The sequence below is a fragment of the Nocardioides luteus genome (genome assembly GCF_000960475.2).
Classification (GTDB): domain Bacteria; phylum Actinomycetota; class Actinomycetes; order Propionibacteriales; family Nocardioidaceae; genus Nocardioides; species Nocardioides luteus_A.
In genome coordinates this window covers 150837-167934 of the sequence record NZ_JZDQ02000010.1, presented here as the reverse complement: position 1 = coordinate 167934, position 17098 = coordinate 150837, and the positions used below count along the sequence as shown (strand labels likewise).

At 72.1% G+C, this 17098-nt stretch carries 13 protein-coding genes; 7 read left to right on the top strand and 6 right to left on the bottom strand.

The features are described 5' to 3' along the window. Nucleotides 1-119: 119 nt before the first annotated feature. Complete coding sequence (locus tag UG56_RS09265) at nt 120-1910, bottom strand: gamma-glutamyltransferase (RefSeq protein ID WP_177191448.1); 1791 nt, start codon at nt 1908-1910, stop codon at nt 120-122. A gap of 66 nt (nt 1911-1976) precedes the next feature. On the opposite strand from UG56_RS09265, the gene UG56_RS09260 reads away from it, so the two are divergent. Further along, nucleotides 1977-3098, top strand: a complete 1122-nt coding sequence (locus UG56_RS09260; RefSeq protein ID WP_045551389.1) for a calcium:proton antiporter — start codon at nt 1977-1979, stop codon at nt 3096-3098. Nucleotides 3099-3106: 8 nt separating this feature from the next. On the opposite strand, the gene UG56_RS09255 is transcribed toward UG56_RS09260, so the two are convergent. Genes UG56_RS09255 through UG56_RS09245 form a run of 3 tightly spaced genes read right to left on the bottom strand, consistent with a single transcriptional unit; the run spans nt 3107 to nt 8722 of the window. Continuing rightward, complete coding sequence (locus UG56_RS09255) at nt 3107-6463, bottom strand: ATP-binding protein (protein WP_256206523.1); 3357 nt, start codon at nt 6461-6463, stop codon at nt 3107-3109. Between the two features lie 2 nt (nt 6464-6465). Continuing rightward, nucleotides 6466-7206 carry a DUF4194 domain-containing protein gene (locus UG56_RS09250; protein WP_045551793.1) on the bottom strand — a complete coding sequence of 247 codons (741 nt, stop codon included), beginning with the start codon at nt 7204-7206 and terminating at the stop codon, nt 6466-6468. Then, nucleotides 7199-8722, bottom strand: a complete 1524-nt coding sequence (locus tag UG56_RS09245; protein WP_045551790.1) for a DUF3375 domain-containing protein — start codon at nt 8720-8722, stop codon at nt 7199-7201. Before UG56_RS09245 ends, UG56_RS09250 begins: the two co-directional genes overlap by 8 nt. A 99-nt stretch (nt 8723-8821) precedes the next feature. Here UG56_RS09245 and UG56_RS09240 point away from each other — a divergent pair, with 99 nt between their 5' ends. Continuing rightward, entirely contained in the window at nt 8822-9997 is a 1176-nt protein-coding gene (locus tag UG56_RS09240) for a L,D-transpeptidase (protein WP_045551791.1), read from the top strand. Here the strand turns inward: UG56_RS09240 and UG56_RS09235 are convergent. Both UG56_RS09235 and UG56_RS09230 read right to left on the bottom strand, forming a co-directional pair. Continuing rightward, on the bottom strand, nt 9994-10428 hold the full coding sequence (locus UG56_RS09235; protein WP_045551792.1) for an SRPBCC family protein: 435 nt from the start codon (nt 10426-10428) through the stop codon (nt 9994-9996). The two genes, UG56_RS09240 and UG56_RS09235, sit on opposite strands and share 4 nt — an antisense overlap. A 24-nt stretch (nt 10429-10452) precedes the next feature. Continuing rightward, nucleotides 10453-12129, bottom strand: a complete 1677-nt coding sequence (locus tag UG56_RS09230) for a putative PEP-binding protein (protein WP_071326980.1) — start codon at nt 12127-12129, stop codon at nt 10453-10455. Nucleotides 12130-12250: 121 nt separating this feature from the next. On the opposite strand from UG56_RS09230, the gene UG56_RS09225 reads away from it, so the two are divergent. The 5 genes from UG56_RS09225 (at nt 12251) to UG56_RS09205 (ending at nt 17094) form a co-directional block, all read left to right on the top strand. Then, nucleotides 12251-13018 (top strand): DeoR/GlpR family DNA-binding transcription regulator, encoded by a 768-nt coding sequence (locus UG56_RS09225; protein WP_045552145.1) that lies wholly within the window; start codon nt 12251-12253, stop codon nt 13016-13018. Continuing rightward, the gene (locus UG56_RS09220) at nt 13015-13974 is read left to right on the top strand and encodes a 1-phosphofructokinase family hexose kinase (protein ID WP_071326979.1); all 960 of its coding nucleotides are present in this window, start codon (nt 13015-13017) and stop codon (nt 13972-13974) included. Before UG56_RS09225 ends, UG56_RS09220 begins: the two co-directional genes overlap by 4 nt. Then, complete coding sequence (locus UG56_RS09215; protein ID WP_218145177.1) at nt 13971-16025, top strand: PTS fructose transporter subunit IIABC; 2055 nt, start codon at nt 13971-13973, stop codon at nt 16023-16025. The genes UG56_RS09220 and UG56_RS09215 overlap by 4 nt, the downstream gene beginning before the upstream one ends. Nucleotides 16026-16068: 43 nt before the next feature. Beyond that, on the top strand, nt 16069-16326 hold the full coding sequence (locus UG56_RS09210; RefSeq protein ID WP_045551770.1) for an HPr family phosphocarrier protein: 258 nt from the start codon (nt 16069-16071) through the stop codon (nt 16324-16326). Between the two features lie 165 nt (nt 16327-16491). Next, the gene (locus UG56_RS09205; RefSeq protein ID WP_045551771.1) at nt 16492-17094 is read left to right on the top strand and encodes a DUF5134 domain-containing protein; all 603 of its coding nucleotides are present in this window, start codon (nt 16492-16494) and stop codon (nt 17092-17094) included. The last annotated feature ends 4 nt before the right edge of the window (nt 17095-17098 follow it).

The window sequence follows — 17098 nt, the reverse complement described above, 5'->3', positions numbered from 1 at the left end:
CCCTGACCCGAAAACACAGTCGCCAACCGAGGTTTCCTCAAGGGTGGTCTCGACAACCACCGGCGCACAGGGTCTCGACACGCCCCCGCCCAGCAGCTCCGGCGGCCCGACGAGCGACCCTACCGCCCGACGGCGTACCCCTGCGCCCCCCGAGGATTAGCAGCAGCAGAGAGCGTGCCGGTCCCAGGATCCCGCGTGACCGCCGAGAGCCGACCAAGAGACCAGTCCCCGCTGAGCTCCACGACGTGACCTCGAGATCGCAACCCCTCGACAACGCGAGCACCAAGCCGATCCTCGAGCACCGCACCGGCAGGAACCCAGGTGCGCGGCCAGAACGAGCCCGGGAACGACGTCGAGTGGAGCGCGGGTGCGTCGATGGCCTCCTGCGGTGAATAGCCACCGACAAGAGTGCGCAGCAGATAGAGCAGCTGCCACTGGTCCTGCTGATCCCCACCGGGCGACCCGAGCGCAGCGACGGCGTGCCTGTCGCGGAGGACGAGGGTCGGGGTGAGGGTGGTGCGAGGCCGCCGCCCAGGGGTGAGTGTCGAGGGAAGCCCCGGCTCCAGCCAGGTCATCTGCAGCCGGGTGCCGAGGCAGAACCCGAGCTCGGGGATCGTCGGCGAGGACTGCAGCCACCCACCCGACGGAGTCACCGCGATCATGTTGCCCCAGCGGTCGGCGACGTCGATGTGGCAGGTGTCGCCACGGGTCTCGCCCGTGCGAGAGACCGTCGGCTCGCCGACCCCGGACGCGACCGCGGCCGGGTCGTAGGTCTCGCGCAGCGGCGGGAAGGCCGTCGCGCCCAGACCGGGCCTCACCTCGGTCGAGGCGACGTCGGCGATCAGGGGGCGGCGGGTGGCGGCGTACTCCTTCGAGAGGAGGGTCTCGATCACCTCCGGATCGGCGTTGTCGCCGTAGTGGGCGTCGCGGTCGGCGAAGGCGAGCTTGGTCGCCTCCAGGATCGTGTGCGCACCCTCGGGGTTGCTCGGGTCGAGCAGCGCATTGTCGAGCGGCTCGAGCAGGTTGAGCGTCTGGAGGAGCACCGGCCCCTGGGTCCACGGTCCCGCCTTCGCGATCGTGTGGCCACGGAACTCGGTCGTCACCGGCGTCTCGTACGCAGCCGAGAACCCGGCCATGTCGGCCGCCGTGATCACCCCGGAATGATCGGTTCCGGAGGAGTGCCGGTGCGGGGTGCGTACGAACCGTTCGACCGCCTCGGCGACGAAACCGCTCCCCCAGGCGGCACGCGCCGCGTCGATGCGCTCCTCGCGGGTCGCGGCGCCGTCACCGGCGGCCACGAGGCGGTCGAGCACGGTGGCGTAGGCCTCGTTGCGCACCATCGTGTCGGGTGCCGGCGGCTCGCCGTCGACGAGCCAGTGCGCGGCCGAGGTGGGCCAGTGGTCGCGGAACAGGTCGGCCACGGTGGCGATCGTGGAGACCGCCCGGCCCAGGATCGGATGACCGTTGCGGGCGTAGTCGACCGCATAGGCGAGCACGTCGCCCAGCTCCCAGGTGCCGTGGTCGCGCAGCAGCATCAGCCAGGCCTCGACCGCACCGGGCACCGCGGCCGCCAGTGCACCCGAGCCCGGGACCAGATCGAGGCCCTCGGAACGCATGTGCTCCACGGACGCCCCCGCAGGAGCGGGCCCCTGGCCCATCAGCACCGTCGCCTCGCCGCCGGCGGGCGCGAAGATGCCGACCAGGTCACCGCCAGGCCCGTTGAGGTGCGGTTCGACCACGTGCAGCACGAAGCCGCCCGCCACCACGGCGTCGAAGGCGTTGCCTCCGCGCTCGAGCACCGCCTGGGCGGTGCCGGTGGCCAGCCAGTGTGTCGAGCCGACCATGCCGAACCTCCCCAGCAGGTCGGGACGGGTCTTGAACGCGGCCGGAGGGGTGTAGGTGGAGGGCACGTCCTCAGGCTACGAGCGCGTGTCGGGCACCCCGGCAGCGGGCCCACGCCGGGTTAGGGTCGCTCCATGAGCGCACCAGCGGTCCGGGGCCGCCTGCAGTGGTCAGTGGTCGTGCCGATCCTCGCGGTGGTGGTGCTGGTCTTCGCGTGGTTCCGCCACGACCACTGGGCGGTCCTCGCCGTGGTGGCGGCGGTGCTGATCGGAGCGGTTCTCGGTGCGGTCCACCACGCCGAGGTCGTCGCCCACAAGGTCGGTGAGCCGTTCGGTTCGCTGATCCTCGCGATCGCGGTCACCGTCATCGAGGTCGGCCTGATCGTGATGCTGATGACCAGCGGCGGCGACAACACCAGCACCTATGCGCGCGACACCGTCTTCGCCGCGGTGATGATCACCCTCAACGGCATCGTCGGGCTCTCGTTGATGGTCGGCGCCCTCAAGCACGGTCTGGTCAGCTTCAACGCCGCCGGTACCGGATCCGCCGTCGCCACGGTCATCGCGCTCGCCGGCCTGACCCTGGTGCTGCCGACGTTCACGACGTCGGCGCAGGGCCCCCAGTACTCACCCTCGCAGCTCGCCTTCGCCGCCATCGCGTCGCTGGCGCTCTACGTCGCCTTCCTCTTCACCCAGACCGTCCGCCACCGCGACTTCTTCCTCCCCGTCACCAGCGACGAGCACGGCCGGATGACCGGGCTGGTCGACCTCGACGAGGACGGCCACGCCGACCCGCCCTCGGCCGGCGAGGCCGGCCTCAGCCTGGCTCTGCTGCTGATCTCGCTGGTCTCGGTGGTCGGCCTGGCCAAAGTCCTCTCCCCCACGATCGAGAGCACCGTCGAGCGGCTCGGGTTCCCCTACGCGGTCGTCGGCGTCGTGATCGCCCTTCTCGTCCTCGCGCCGGAGTCCATCGCCGCGGTCCGCAACGCGGCGCGCGACCACGTGCAGACCAGCCTCAACCTCGCCTACGGCTCGGCGATGGCCTCGATCGGCCTCACCATCCCCGCCATCGCCGTCGCGATGATCTGGCTCAGCGGCCCCCTCGTGCTCGGCCTCGAGCCCACCCAGATCGTGCTCCTGGTCATCACCGTCTTCGTCACCGGACTGACCGTCGTCCAGGGCCGCGTCTACGCCCTCCAGGGGTTCGTCCACCTGGTCCTGCTGGCGTCGTTCCTGTTCCTGTCGATCCAGCCCTAGGCAGCTGGTCAGCCGGCCGCGATCTCCTCGAGCCCGACCTCGAGCTTCGGGAACGAGTGACCCTCGGCGTCCTTGAGCACCGTGTACTGCACGTCCACGTGGGGCTCGATGGCGCTGTGCTTGTCGTTGGGGGCGCCGATGATGAGCTGGAAGCCGAGACCCCGCCAGGCCCCGATGGCACGGCCGGTGAAGCGGGCATCGGCCTTGATCAGCGCCTCGTCGAGGAAGACCGGCGCATAGCGCGGCCGCTCGGCCCCGGCGTCGCCGAGCTGGTAGCGCAGCGCGGCACCGACGATGAAGGCGACCAGCTCCTGCGACTCGCCACCGGACTTCTCGCCGATGTGGTCGTAGAGGGCGACGTGCTCGCCGGTGTCGGCGGTGACCTTCTCGGCGCTGACGCGGACGTGGTTGCGTACGTCGATCAGGTCGGCGAAGTCGGGGGCCGTGCGGCGCATCCGGTCGATGAGGCGGGACATCCGGGTGTAGGCCTGCTCCCGGTTCTCGTTGGTCGTCGCCTTCTCGATCAGGTCGCGCACGGCGCGCAGCTCGCGACGGAACCGGCCACGAACGGCCGACTGGCCCTCCTGGGTGTCGATCCGGAGCCGGTGGGCATCGTCGTTGAACGGAAGCTCGCCGAGGATCTGGTTGATCGGGTCGATCCGGTCGCGGATCTCCCGCGCGGCCCGCGACAACGTCGAGTCGAGGTTGGTCAGGTCATTGCCCGACAGGTTGAGCAGGGAGTCGCGCCACTCGACCTCGAGCTCGTGCAGACCGCTGGTCTGCAGCTCGTCGAGGAGCCGGTCGAAGTCGGCGTAGGAGGCGTCGGGGTCGGTGTGGAGGTTCGGGTTGGGCCAGCGTTCCAGGAAGGACTCGAAGGTCTGCTGCAGCTGGATGCGGGCGGCGCCGATCGTCTCCTGGGCACCGGCGCGGTCGGTGTCGAGGCTCTCCCCGGCGCGGGCGAAGACGGCGTCGAGCTCGGCGAGCGCGTCCTCGCGGCGGCCGGCCTCCTCGCCGCCGGCCGCCTTGAAGAGCTGCTCGAGATAGTCGGCCTGGGCCGGGGCGACCTCGGTGCCCGAGGCGGCCGCGTCCTCCAGCGCGTCCTTGGCCCGGTCGACCTGCTCGACGACGTCGCTCCACCGCTCGTCGAGCTCCTTGAAGGTGCTCTTGGCGGCACCGATCCCCTCGCGCAGCGCGTCGACCTTGGCCCGAGCCTCCTTCAGCCGCTGCTGGAGCGTCGCGATCTCGGGGTTGTCGGCGGTGACCTCCTCGATCACCGCGGCCCACCGGTCGCGCTCGGCGGTGGCTCCGGCGACGTCGACCTGGTCCCAGGTCAGCGCGGAGACCGCCTTGAAGGACGTACGCCGCAGGTCGAGCTGCTTGATGGCGCGCTCGGCCTCCCCGACCGCCTTCCTCACCCTCTCGGCGTCCTGGCGGGCGGCCTCGAGGAGCTCGGTGAGCTCGGCGACGCGTCGGGTGTTGGTGAACCCGAGCACGTTGCCGGCGCCTTGGCCGCCGTGAGCACCGCGCGAACCCTGCGAGACCTGACCGGTGACGGTCAGCGCCATCCGGTGCTGGCCGAGCAGCGCGGGGGTCTGCACACAGACGTAGCCGTGTCGTTCGGCCAGTCGCTTCTTGAGCCATCCGGTGAAGACGCCGCGGCGGTAGTCGAGGCGTCCCGGCAGGGTGCCCTCGTCGAGGATCGTGGTGTCCTTCGTCCCGGTGGGGACCGCCTCGTAGCGGATCCGCGTGCGCTGCCGCACCGAGTCGATCGCCGCCCGGAAGGCGCCGACGTGAGCGGCGTCGACGAGCATCGTGGTCGCGAAGCCGCCCAGCGCCAGGTTGAACGCCTCGCGCCAGGCCTCGTGCTCGGTGCGTACCTCGACGAGCTCGCCGACGAACGGCATCTCCGCCGGGCTCAGCCCGGCCGCCTCGGCCAGCACCGCCCGGGCCGCACGCAGCGGCTCCGGGATGTTGTTCTTCGTCTTCTCGGCGTCGGCGAGCTCGTCCTCGAGCCGGCCGACCAGCTTGATCGCCTCGGACTCGGCGGACCGCGCGGCGGCGTAGACGTTGAGGGCGGTGGTGCGGGCGTCGTCGTCGACCAGCGCCTCCCGCGCGGTCGTCTGGAGCGCCTCGAACTCGGCCTGCGTCGTCACCGTGGCGCCGAGGACCTCGAGCTCGGCCTCGAGCGCCTCGCGGGCGCGGCGTACCTGATCGGCCCGGCTCTCGGCGGACTTGATCTCGCGGGTGGCCTCCTCGAGGCGGCGACCACCGGAGGCCGCGACCGTGACGGCGAGGCCGTCGCGCTCGGACTCGGCGGCGTCGATGAGCGCCTGCTTCTCGGCGACCGCCTTCTCCGCGGCGCCCCTGCGGGAGCTGAGGTCGGCCTCGAGCTCGCTCAGCAGGTCGACGCGCTTCCCGGCCCGCCACAGCCCGGCGGAGGTCGCCTCGTCGCCGAAGACACCGATCCCGTCGATGACCTCGAGCCGGGACGCGGCGTCCTCGATGGCCGCCCGGTGCTCGCGGATCGGCGTCAGCGCCCGCACCTGCTGCTGCGCGGTGACCATCCGGTCGCGGGTCGCGGAGAGCTCGTCGAAGTGGGCCACGACGCCGTCGGCGGTGGCGAGGGTCTCGGGCTCCTCGAGCACCATCTTCTTGTAGAGGTCGTCGACGGTGGTGATCTGCTGGCCCGCCTGGATCCTTCCCAGCAGGTTGACGGCCTTCTCGCCGTCGCCGGCGGCGCCGATCCCCAGCGCGGAGTGGATCCGAGCGGTGAAGTCGCGGTCGGTGTCGATCGGGGTCAGCCCGATCTCGGAGACCGCGGTGCGGGTGAACCGGTGGGCGGCGACCGGCTCCAGGTCGCGTACGTCGAAGCCCGCCTCGGCCACGGCACGAAGCTTGGTCACGTCGTCGAGGTTCTTGGCGGACGCGGGGACGTACCAGGCCCGGACCGCGGTGAAGCGGGCGCCGGTCTGGTCGGCCCAGGTCATCGCGATCGCCGACCAGGTGTCGCGGCCGTCGCCGCGCAGCACCCGGATCTTGGTGCCCTCGGCGGTCTTCGCCTCGTCGATCTTGCCGCGGGCGTAGGAGAGGATGTTGCGCTGGTCCTGGCCGCGTGGCCGGCCCACCACGCCGCCGTTGGAGGCGCCGTTGAAGGGCGTCGTGTGCGGCATGATCAGCGCGATGTAGGCGTCCATCAGCGTCGACTTGCCCGACCCGGAGCCTCCGGTGAGCAGTGTCGCGCTCGGCGAGAAGCGAATCCGGTGGGCGCCGTCGTAGCCGCCCCAGTTGACCAGCTGCAGCTCGCTCGCGACCCACTGCCGGCCGGTCGAGCGGGCCGGGATGAGGCCGAAGAGGCTGTCGATCATGTTCACCGCTCGGTCTCCTCCGCCTCGTCGTCGCTCTCCGGACCATCCGGATCATCCGCGTCGTCGCCGATGACCTCGACCCCGGACGTACCGGTCGGGTCCTTCAGCCACGCCTTGAGCTCGGTCAGCTTCTCGACGCTCAGCACGATCTCGACCAGGGGCGTGATCCGGTAACGATCCTCGGACTCCTCCTCGATCAGGCCTTCGCGGGCGAGCCGCTCGACCGCCCGGCGGATCTCGCGGCGCGGCGCGGCGTCGCCGCTGGCGACGTCGAAGTAGGTGAGCACGGTCTGCTCCAGCTCGTCGGCGTCCACGCGTGCCGAGCTCTCCCCGGCGCCGCGCTCGCGCTGGAAGACGGTGCGCAGGTGCACCAGCACGAGCGTCTCGGCCCGGGAGTAGGCGTCGTCCTTGAGGAGCACGGGCACGTCCAGCTCCTCCGAGCGCACCTGTCGCTTGTAGGCGATCCCGCGGTCGTGGTCGACCACGAGCCGGACGAACAGGTCATGGAGCCGCGACTCGATGACGGCCTGATGGTCGAGCAACGTACGCCACTGGCGCGGGCTCCGCTCAGCGGTGATGAACCGCCGGCGCAGCAGCTGGACCAGCACCCGGCGTACGTCGGCGTCCAGGACCCCGCGGTCGCCGACGAAGAGCTCGGTCGGGTCGTCCTCCATCGAGACCGGCTCGATGAAGCCCTCCGGCTCGCTCCCGTAGGCGACCGCCTCGGTCTCGGTCTCAGTCAACGTCGGCCCCTTCGCCAGTTCCTTCGCCAGTTGCATCGCCATCCGTCATCCTCACCCCGCCGAACGCGAACCTGCGGCGCACCCCGTCCGCACGGACCGCCTCGATGGTCGAGATCTCACCCGTCTCGGCCATGCCGCGGCGGTGAGCGATCTCGAGCAGGCCGAGCAGGTCGACCGGCCGCCGGATCTCCTCCGGCGCTGCCGCGAAGACCTCGGCCACGTCGACCGGCCCCTCACCCGCGTGAGCGGCGAGATAGGCGTCCAGATGGGCCTCGATCGCCCGGTAGCCGGGTCCGCCCCAGGCCTTGGTGTCCTCGACCGCGCTCTCCACGTCGCCCCAGTCCGCCAGCGGTGCCGGTGGCTCGGGCGGCCGCAGCTCGCTGACCGACTGACGCAGGTGGCCCAGGTCGGCGAGAGGCAGCCGGCGCAGCGGCTCGACGGCCTCGGCGGGCCGCGAGGTCGGCATCCACGCCTGGAAGCCGACCATGACATCGCGCAGCAGGTCGTCGACCTGCCGGTCGCGCGCCGGGTCGTGCGTACGCACCTGGGTGGTGATCACGTGGGACGCGGTCTGCTGGGCGGCGAGGACCTCGGCGACGCCGGTCTCGATCCGCCTCCCGACGGCCGCGAGCTCGGCCCGCTCGGCCGGCCCCATCGCCGTGGTGAACCGGTGGCGCAGCACCGTGCGCAGGTTGGCCGCCAGGTCGTCGAGGCGACGGGGGTCGCCGATCATCCGCAGCGCACCGGCGAACGCCTTGCCCTCCGGCGTGGAGGCCATCACGTCCTTGCCGCGCTGCAGGTATTCGCGCAGGACCTCGCCGGCCGGGCGTACGTCCTGGCGCAGGTCGGTCACCACGTCGCGCTGCATCGCCCGGATCGACTCGACCACGCGCGCGAAGTCGGCCGGGAGCTCGCGGGTCAGGTGGAGGATGTTCTCGGCCTGCTCGAGCAGGGTGTCGTCCTCGACGGTGTCGACGACCCCGGTGCGGTCCAGGCGGGCGATCTCGGCGCGCCGCTCGGCGATCTCCTCGGTCAGCCGGGCCACCCGGGTGAGCACATCAGGGTCGGCGTCCTGAGCGAGCCGCTCGACCGCCTCCAGCAGCGTCCGCACGCGCGACTCGGAGACCCGCGCCCGCGACCCGCTGGCCCTCCCGGCGATCTCCAGGGCTCCCACCGCGTGCGCGGAGAGCCGGTAGACCTCGTCCTCGCCCTCGATCTGGCGCAGCAGCCAGCCGGCGCGCACCCACTGGCGGCACAGCTCGCGGGCCGTGCCGACCGGGAGCATCACCTCGCCACCCTCGCCCTCGGCGTGGCCGGTTGCTCGGAGCCGGTCCAGCATGTCGCCGATCTCGGCGTGCGCGTCCACCACCGGGACCGAGGCCCGCTCGGAGGTGAAGGTCACCGAGAGCACCGCCACCACGAACGGCGCGAACCGGCCGTGCAGAAGGTCGAGCATCGGGTTCTTGAAGGCGGCCAGAGCCCCGGCGTACGCCGCCTCGACGCGAGTGTCACTCATCGGCAGATACCGTACGTGGCGCCACCGACAAGAGCACAACCTTTGTCACACGCGCGGACACGCCGACAATTTGGTTGCCGCCTACCGCATAGTTATCCCATGCGGGTTCGTTCCTTCCCTGTCGTCGTGGCCGCCGTGGCCCTGTTCGTGCTCTCCGGCTGTGCCGAGGTCCCCGAGACCCCGGGATCGGGCGCCAAGGGCGAGTCGAGCTCCTCCCCGTCCCCGGAGCCTCTCGCCGCCGAGATCTCCCCCGCCGACGGCGCCAAGGACGTCTCGGTCGACAGCACCGTCACCGTGACCGCGACCTCGGGTGAGTTCACGAGCGTGAAGGTCGCCAAGCCCGATGGCCGCACCCTGCCCGGCTCGCTCTCGGCGGACAAGAAGAAGTGGACCGCCAACGAGCTGCTCGACCCGGCGCTGCGCTACACGGTCACCGCCACCGGTCAGACCGGCAAGGTTACCAGCAGCTTCACCACCCGCTCGCTCTCGCTGGCCCAGCAGACCTTCGCCACGATCGTCCCCGTCGACAAGTCCGAGGTGGGCGTCGGGATGCCGGTCGCGGCCTACTTCGACGTCCCGGTCAAGGACCACGCCTCCTTCGAGAAGCGCATGCACGTCACCGCCACCCCGGCCCAGGTCGGGTCCTGGTACTGGGTCTCCGACACCGAGGCCCGCTACCGCCCGCAGCGCTACTGGAAGCCCGGCACCACCATCAAGGTCGACCTCGACCTCAACGGCGCCTCCGCCGGCGCGGGCGTCTACGGCCAGCACAGCCGCACCGCCACCTACAAGGTCGGTGACGCGCACATCATCAGGGTCAACGCGCGCACCCACCGGATGAAGGTCTTCAGCAACGGCAAGCTGCTGCGTACGATCCCGGCGACCACCGGCAAGCCCGGTTTCATCACCCGCTCGGGCATCAAGGTCATCTCCGAGAAGCACCGGATCAAGGAGATGCGCTCGGAGACCATCGGCATCTCCGACCAGGGCTCGAGCGACTACTACTCCCTCGACGACGTCGAGTACGCCATGCGCCTGACCAACTCCGGCGAGTTCATCCACGCCGCCCCGTGGTCGACCGGCTCCCAGGGCTACGCCAACGTCTCCCACGGCTGCACCGGCATCTCCACCGACAACGCCGCCTGGCTCTACGGCCTGGCCCGCATCGGCGACGTCGTCGAGACCACCGGCACCGACCGGAAGATGGAGTGGGACAACGGCTTCGGCGACTGGAACCTCTCCTGGGCCGAATACCAGAAGGGCTCGGCCCTCTAGACCGCGCCGACGGCGGCGACCAGCCCCTGGCGACAGCCGAGCATCATCTGCCGGTGGTTCCAGGCAAGGACCGGCCGCAGCGCGACCGAGGCGAGGCCGAGCAGGCCGCGTACGTCGACCTCCTGCTCGAACACCATGCGGCTCCCGCTCCGCGCCGGTGTCAGGGTCCACCGGGCGAAGCCGTCCAGGTCGCCGCCGATCCGCACCTCGAGCGTCGGCAGGTCGCGGCTGACCGCGTGCAGGGCGATCTCCAGGTCGTAAGGAAGCGCCGACCGGCACACGAGCAGGGCATCGTCGTCCCCGAGCTTCGCCACCGCCCGCACCTGGGGCCACCACCCGGGGTAGCGCTCCAGGTCGACCAGCACCTCCCGCACCGCCTCCGGCGACAACGGCAGCTCCCAGGTCTCGGAGAACGCGTAGTGCGCGGGCATGCGCCCAGTGTGCACCGGCGTCGGTCACTCCAGGATCTTGGCGACCGCCTCGCGACCCTGGGCCGGCGAGAGCGCACCGAGCGCGGCCTCGGCGGCGCCGTCGCACAGACCGGCGGTCACCGAGCCGAGCCGGGCGCCGACGGCCGGGACGGCGGCGGGTGCCATCGACAGCGAGGTGATCCCCAGCCCCACCAGGACCGGCGCCAGCAGCGGGTCGGCGGCGGCCTCGCCGCAGATCCCGACCGGCTTGCCGGCCGTACGCCCCGCCTCGGCGGTGATCGCGATGAGCTGCAGCACCGCGGACTGCCAGGGATCGGTGAGGTGGGCGAGGTCGGTGGCCAGCCGGTCGGCGGCCATGGCGTACTGGGTCAGGTCGTTGGTGCCGATCGAGAGGAAGTCGACGACCTCCAGCATCCGGTGGGCCATCAGCGCTGCGGCCGGCACCTCCACCATGACGCCGGGCTTGAGCCCGCGGGCGCGGACGAGCGCGGCGAAGTCGGCCGCCTCCTGGACGGTGGCGACCATCGGCGCCATCACCCAGGTGTCGGCGCCGGTGCGCTCGGCGGCGATCGCGATGGCGTCGAGCTGGCGCTCCAGGAGCCCGGGGTTGTCCGCGGCGAGCCGCAGGCCGCGTACACCGAGGGCGGGGTTCTCCTCCCCCTCATGGGTCGCGAAGGCGATCGGCTTGTCGGAGCCCGCGTCCAGGGTGCGCACGACCACATGGCCGCGGCCGGCGAAGGGCGCGAGCACCTCGGCGTACACGTCGGCCTGCTCGGCGACGGCGGGCTCCTCGCGCCGGTCGAGGAAGCAGAGCTCGGTGCGGAAGAGGCCGACGCCCTCGACCTGGCCGGCGGCCGCGTCGCGTGCCGAGGAGCCGTCGGCGACGTTGGCGAGGAGCGCGACCGGGTGGCCGTCGGCGGTGCGTCCGGGCCCGGTCCAGGCGGCCACCGCCTGCCGCCGGGCGAGGTCGGCGTCGGCGCGGGCGGCGGCGTCCGGTCCGGGCTCGAGGTCGACGATGCCGGCCTGGCCGTCGACGAGCACGAGGGTGCCCGGGGCGATGCCGGTCGCACCGGCCACCCCGACCAGGCACGGGATGCCGAGCTGGCGGGCGATGATCGCGGTGTGGCTGGTCGGGCCGCCTCGCTCGGTGACGAGGGCGACCACCCGGGCCGGGTCGAGGGCGGCGGTGTCGGAGGGCGCCAGGTCGGCGGCGACCAGCACGCTCGTCCCCTCGGGCACGTCCACACCGGGCTCGGGCTCACCGGCGAGATGGGCCAGGACCCGGCGCTCGATGTCGCGCAGGTCGGTGACCCTCTCGGCCATCAGGCCGCCCATCCCGCTGAACAGCGTGGCGAACTGCTCGACCGCCGCCCCGACGGAGGCGACCAGGCCCTCCCCCGCACGCAGGTGCTTCTCCACGGCGACACGCAGCCCCTTGTCGCGGGCCAGGCCGGCGCTCGCGCTCAGGACGGAGGCGGCGGCTCCCGAGGCGGTCTCGGCGCGGCGCGCGTAGCCGTCGGCGACGGCGGTGGCGGCTGCCTCGTAGGCCGCGAGGGCGTCCTCCGGGTGCTCGAAGCCGCGTCGTTCGAACGCGGCCAGCGCCAGCGGGTCGACCTCGGTCCGCACCACGTGGACGGGCGCCAGCACGATCCCGGGGACCACCGGAGTGCCGGAGAGGACAGATGAGTGAGACGTGACCATGGCCACAAATATCTGCCCTAACCCCTTGACGAGTCAACACATTCGGGCATAAAACAACATATGTGGGCATTCACAAGGCCGAAACCCACTCGAAACCACACCGATCCTGAAGGAGGCCACGATGTACGCCGAAGAGCGACAGATCGCGACGGCCCGTCTCGTCGCCGAGCGCGGGCGGATATCCGTGGCCGACATCGCCGAGCGGTTCGAGGTGACCACCGAGACGGTGCGCCGAGACCTCTCCACCCTGGAGCGGCGCGGCCTGGTCCGCCGGGTGCACGGCGGCGCGGTGCCGGTGGAGACCATGGCCGTGCTCGAGTCCGCGCTCGGCGAGCGGGAGCAGACCTTCACCGCCCAGAAGGACCGCATCGCCCAGGCCGCGCTCGACCTCCTCCCCACCGCCGGTGGCACCATCGCCATCGACGCCGGCACGACGACCAGCAGGTTCGCCCACGCCCTCCCCCGCGATCACCAGCTCACGGTCGTCACCCATGCCGTTCCGGTGGCCGCCCAGCTGGCCGGCAGCCCGCAGATCGAGCTCCACCTCCTGCCCGGCCGCGTACGCCCGGCCACCCAGGCCGCGGTCGGCGCCGAGACCGTGGACGCGCTGAGCCGGCTGCGGGTCGACGTCACCTTCGTCGCCACCAACGGACTGACGCTGGCCCACGGCCTCTCCACGCCCGACCACGAGGAGGCCGCGACGAAACGGGCCTTGGTCAACGCCGCCCGGCGGGTCGTGTGCCTCACCGACTCCAGCAAGATCGGCGTCGAGACCACGCTGCGCTTCGCCGCCCTGGGCAACGTCGACGTGCTCGTCACCGACAGCGACATCGACGACGACGTGGCCGACGAGCTGCGCGAGAGCGGTCTGGAGGTCGTGATCGCATGATCGTCACCCTGACCGCCAACCCGAGCATCGACCACACCGTGATGCTCACCAGCCCGCTGCGCCGCGGCGAGGTGCTGCGCGCCGCGACCACCAGCTCCCAGCCCGGTGGCAAGGGTGTGAACATCTCAGGTGCCGCGTACGCCGCCGGGGTGCCGACGCGCGCAGTGCTGCCCTGCCCCGACCTCGACCCGATGGTCACCGAGCTGCGGGCCTCCGGACTCGACGTGGTCACCGTCGGACCGGCGGGCCGGCCACGGATCAACACCACCGTCACCGAGCCCGACGGCACCACCACCAAGCTCAACGGGCCGGGCACGACCGCGACTCCCGCGCTGCTCGACGCCCTGGCAGCCCGGCTCGTTCAGGAGGCCGGGCACGCCACCTGGGTCGTCCTGGCGGGCTCGCTGCCGCCGGAGGCTCCGGCCGGCTGGTACGCCGAGGTCGTGAGGGCACTCCGCACCACCGGCGTCCGCATCGCCGTCGACACCAGCGAGGCCCCCTTGGAGGCGCTCGCCGCCGGGCTCCCGGGCAGCGCCCCCGACCTGCTCAAGCCCAACGCCGAGGAGCTGGCCTCCATCACCGGCGCCGAGCCGGCCGCCCTCGAGGACCCGGCCGCTGCCGCCGCGGCGGCCCGGACCCTGGTCGAGCGCGGGGTCACCGCCGTGCTCGCGACCCTCGGCGGACACGGCGCCGTCCTCGTCTCCGCAGAAGGTACGTGGCACGCCACCCCGCCGCCCACCGCCGTCGTCAGCACGGTCGGTGCCGGCGACAGCTCGCTGTTCGGCTATCTCCTCGCCGACCTGCGCGGACTCCCCGCGCCTGAACGTCTCGGGCTCGCCGTCGCGTACGGCAGTGCAGCCGCCGGCCTCCCCGGCACCACCCTCCCCACCCCACCCCAGGTCCGCGCCGATCTCGTGAAGGTACGCGACCTCGACCCCATCACCGGAGGACTCTGATGTCCGCACTCATCGCCCCCGAGCTCGTCGCCCTCGACGCCGACCTCGGCCCTGACAAGCACGACGTGATCCGTGCCCTGGCCCAGCGCGTGACCGACGCCGGCCGCGCCACCGACCTCGACGCGCTCGTCGCCGACGCGCTCGCCCGCGAGGAGATCTCCGCCACCGGGCTCCCCGGCGGCCTGGCGATCCCCCACTGCCGTACGTCCGGGGTGGACGAGCCCGTGGTGGCCTTCGCCCGGCTCTCGCCGCCGGTCGACTTCGGCGCCAAGGACGGCCCGGCCGACCTCGCCTTCCTCATCGGCGCACCGGCGGGCGGCGACGCCACCCACCTGACGATCCTGACCAAGCTGGCCCGCGCCCTGGCCCGTCCCGAGTTCGGCCGGAAGCTGCGCGAGACGGAGTCTGCCGAGGAGGCCGCCCGGACCATCCTGGACGCAGTCAGCGACGCGCCCGCCGAGCAGAAGACGCCGGCCGCTGCTCCCGAGGCGGCTCCCACGCAGAAGCGCTCCCTGGTCGCCGTGACCGCCTGCCCGACCGGCATCGCGCACACCTACATGGCTGCCGAGGCCCTCCAGGCCGCGGCCGCGCGCGCCGGGGTGGAGATCGCGGTCGAGACCCAGGGCTCGGCCGGCGCGACGCCGTTGCCCGCCGAGACGATCGCGAAGGCCGACGCGGCCATCTTCGCCGTCGACGTCGGCGTCCGTGACCGGAGCCGGTTCGCCGGCAAGCCGCTGGTCTCCTCCGGCGTCAAGCGTCCGATCGACGACGCCGACGCGATGATCGCCGAGGCGCTCGCCGCCGCCGAGAACCCGAACGCGGCACGCGTCGAGTCCGGCAGGGGCGAGTCCTCCGAGTCCGCCTCGACCGCCTCGGAGAGCTGGGGTGGCCGCACCCGTCGGATCCTGATGACCGGCGTGTCCTACATGATCCCGTTCGTCGCCGCCGGCGGCCTGCTGATCGCGTTGAGCTTCCTGCTCGGTGGCTACGACATCACCAACGTCTACGGCGCGGTGATGGTCGACAACACGATCACGAACCTGCCCGACGCCCAGGGGCTCGGACTCGAGCACGCGCTCTTCGACAGCGGCCTCGCCGTCTACCTCGGCGCGCTCTTCTTCGTCATCGGCAAGACCGCGTTCATGCTGTTCATCCCCGCCCTGGCCGGCTACATCGCGTACGCCATCGCCGACCGCCCCGGCATCGCCCCCGGCTTCATCATGGGTGCGCTGGCCGCCAACCTGTTCGGCGTCGCCAACGCTGACGGCGTCTCCGCGCCGGCGACCGGTTTCCTCGGCGCGATCGCGGGCGGTGTGCTCGCCGGTGTGATCGCCCACTGGGTCAGCGGCTGGCGGGTGCCGAGCTGGGCGCGCGGCCTGATGCCGGTGCTGGTGATCCCGCTGGTGACCTCGATCCTGGCCGGTCTGGTGATGATCGTGGTGCTCGGCAAGCCGATCAACTGGCTGATGGAGCGGCTCACCGACGGGCTCGGCGCCCTCGACGGCAGCAGCGCCGTCGCCCTCGGCGCCGTGCTCGGCCTGATGATGGCCTTCGACATGGGCGGCCCGCTCAACAAGGTCGCCTACTCCTTCGCCGCCACCGGCGTCGGGGCCGCCTCGCTCGCCGCGAACGCGCCCGAGCTCCGGATCATGGCCGCGGTCATGCTCAGCGGCATGGTCCCGCCGATCGCGCTGGCGCTGGCCACCGTCGTACGTCCCCAGCTCTTCACCACCGCAGAGCACGAGAACGGCAAGGCCGGCTGGCTGCTCGGCGCCTCGTTCATCACCGAGGGCGCGATCCCGTTCGCCGCGGCCGACCCGATGCGCGTCATCCCGGCCATCATGGTCGGCAGCGCGGTCACCGGTGGCCTCTCGGAGCTCTTCGAGGTCGGCGTCCGCGCACCGCACGGCGGCATCTTCGTCCTCTTCGCCGTCACCAACGTGCTCGGCTACCTGATCGCCCTCGCCGCCGGCGTGGTCGTCGGTGCCGCCACCGTGATCGCCCTCAAGTCCGTCGGTCGCGCCCCGGTCCCGGCCGCCGCCACCAGCTGACGCAGTACCTCCCATCAACCGAACCGTCGATCTAAGGAGCATCATGCCCACCCAGACCGTCACCGTCGGCTCCGCCGTCGGCCTGCATGCCCGCCCCGCCGCGATCATCTCCGAGAAGGTCGAGGAGCTCGGCGCCGAGATCACTCTCGCCGTACCCGGCGGCGAGCCCGTCGACGCCGGCTCGTCGCTGCTGATCATGACCCTGGGCGCCGGCAACGGCGACAAGGTCGAGGTCACCGGGCCCGACCAGGCCGCCGTCGACACGATCGCGGCGCTCGTCGCGCAGGACCTCGACGCCTGAGCGAGGCGTCACCCCCGTCGCGCGAGGCGTCAGCTACGTCGGCCGAGTGGGCACACGTGTGCCCACTCGGCCGACCTGCCTGACGCCTCGGCTGGGTTTTCCGGCCTGCGGCACCGATCACGGCAACCGGCCTCGTGCAAGGTGTGGCAACGGTACGTTGGCAGGGTGGTCGATCCTCCCTGGGACCTCCTCCTCACCGTGGCGTTCGTGCTCACGGGCACCGCAGGCATCTGGACCCTCGTGGTCTGTCCCGGGTCCGGTGGGCAGACCGTGCTTCACGTCAACCACACCGTGATGAGCGCTGCGATGATCCTGATGATCTGGGTGGTCGTCCGCGATGTCGCCGTCTGGGTTCAGGTCGGCCTGTTCGTGATCCTCGCGCTGGCGCTGCTGCCGGCCCTGCGCCGTACGAGCGGCCGGGCGCGGCGTGCCGACCTGGTCGGACATCTCGCGCTCAACGCCGCGATGATCTGGATGCTCGCCGCGATGCCGCTGCTCATGACGGATGCCCATGCAGCGGGGACACACACCGCAGGTCATGCCGGCCACGGCGGCGCCGCGGCTGCGCTCCCGCCGACCGCGGCCGCAGCCACAGATGCACCGGGCTGGGCGATCGCGGTCAACGCGCTGTTCATCACGGCGTGCGCGGCCGGGGTGATCTGGTGGCTGCTGCGCGCGGCCGCGGTGCGCGAGCACCGTCTGCCGGCCCTCGGTCACGGACTCATGGCCAGCGGGATGGGCACGATGCTCCTCCTCATGCCCGCGTGATGCG

Excerpts from the sequence above, each read along its gene's own strand:
- UG56_RS09225 (WP_045552145.1), top strand. The coding sequence starts at position 12,251 with ATGTACGCCGAAGAGCGACAGATCGCGACGGCCCGTCTCGTCGCCGAG.
- UG56_RS09260 (WP_045551389.1), top strand. The coding sequence starts at position 1,977 with ATGAGCGCACCAGCGGTCCGGGGCCGCCTGCAGTGGTCAGTGGTCGTG.
- UG56_RS09235 (WP_045551792.1), bottom strand. The coding sequence starts at position 10,428 with ATGCCCGCGCACTACGCGTTCTCCGAGACCTGGGAGCTGCCGTTGTCG.
- UG56_RS09255 (WP_256206523.1), bottom strand. The coding sequence starts at position 6,463 with ATGATCGACAGCCTCTTCGGCCTCATCCCGGCCCGCTCGACCGGCCGG.
- UG56_RS09240 (WP_045551791.1), top strand. The coding sequence starts at position 8,822 with ATGCGGGTTCGTTCCTTCCCTGTCGTCGTGGCCGCCGTGGCCCTGTTC.
- UG56_RS09245 (WP_045551790.1), bottom strand. The coding sequence starts at position 8,722 with ATGAGTGACACTCGCGTCGAGGCGGCGTACGCCGGGGCTCTGGCCGCC.
- UG56_RS09230 (WP_071326980.1), bottom strand. The coding sequence starts at position 12,129 with ATGGTCACGTCTCACTCATCTGTCCTCTCCGGCACTCCGGTGGTCCCC.
- UG56_RS09210 (WP_045551770.1), top strand. The coding sequence starts at position 16,069 with ATGCCCACCCAGACCGTCACCGTCGGCTCCGCCGTCGGCCTGCATGCC.
- UG56_RS09220 (WP_071326979.1), top strand. The coding sequence starts at position 13,015 with ATGATCGTCACCCTGACCGCCAACCCGAGCATCGACCACACCGTGATG.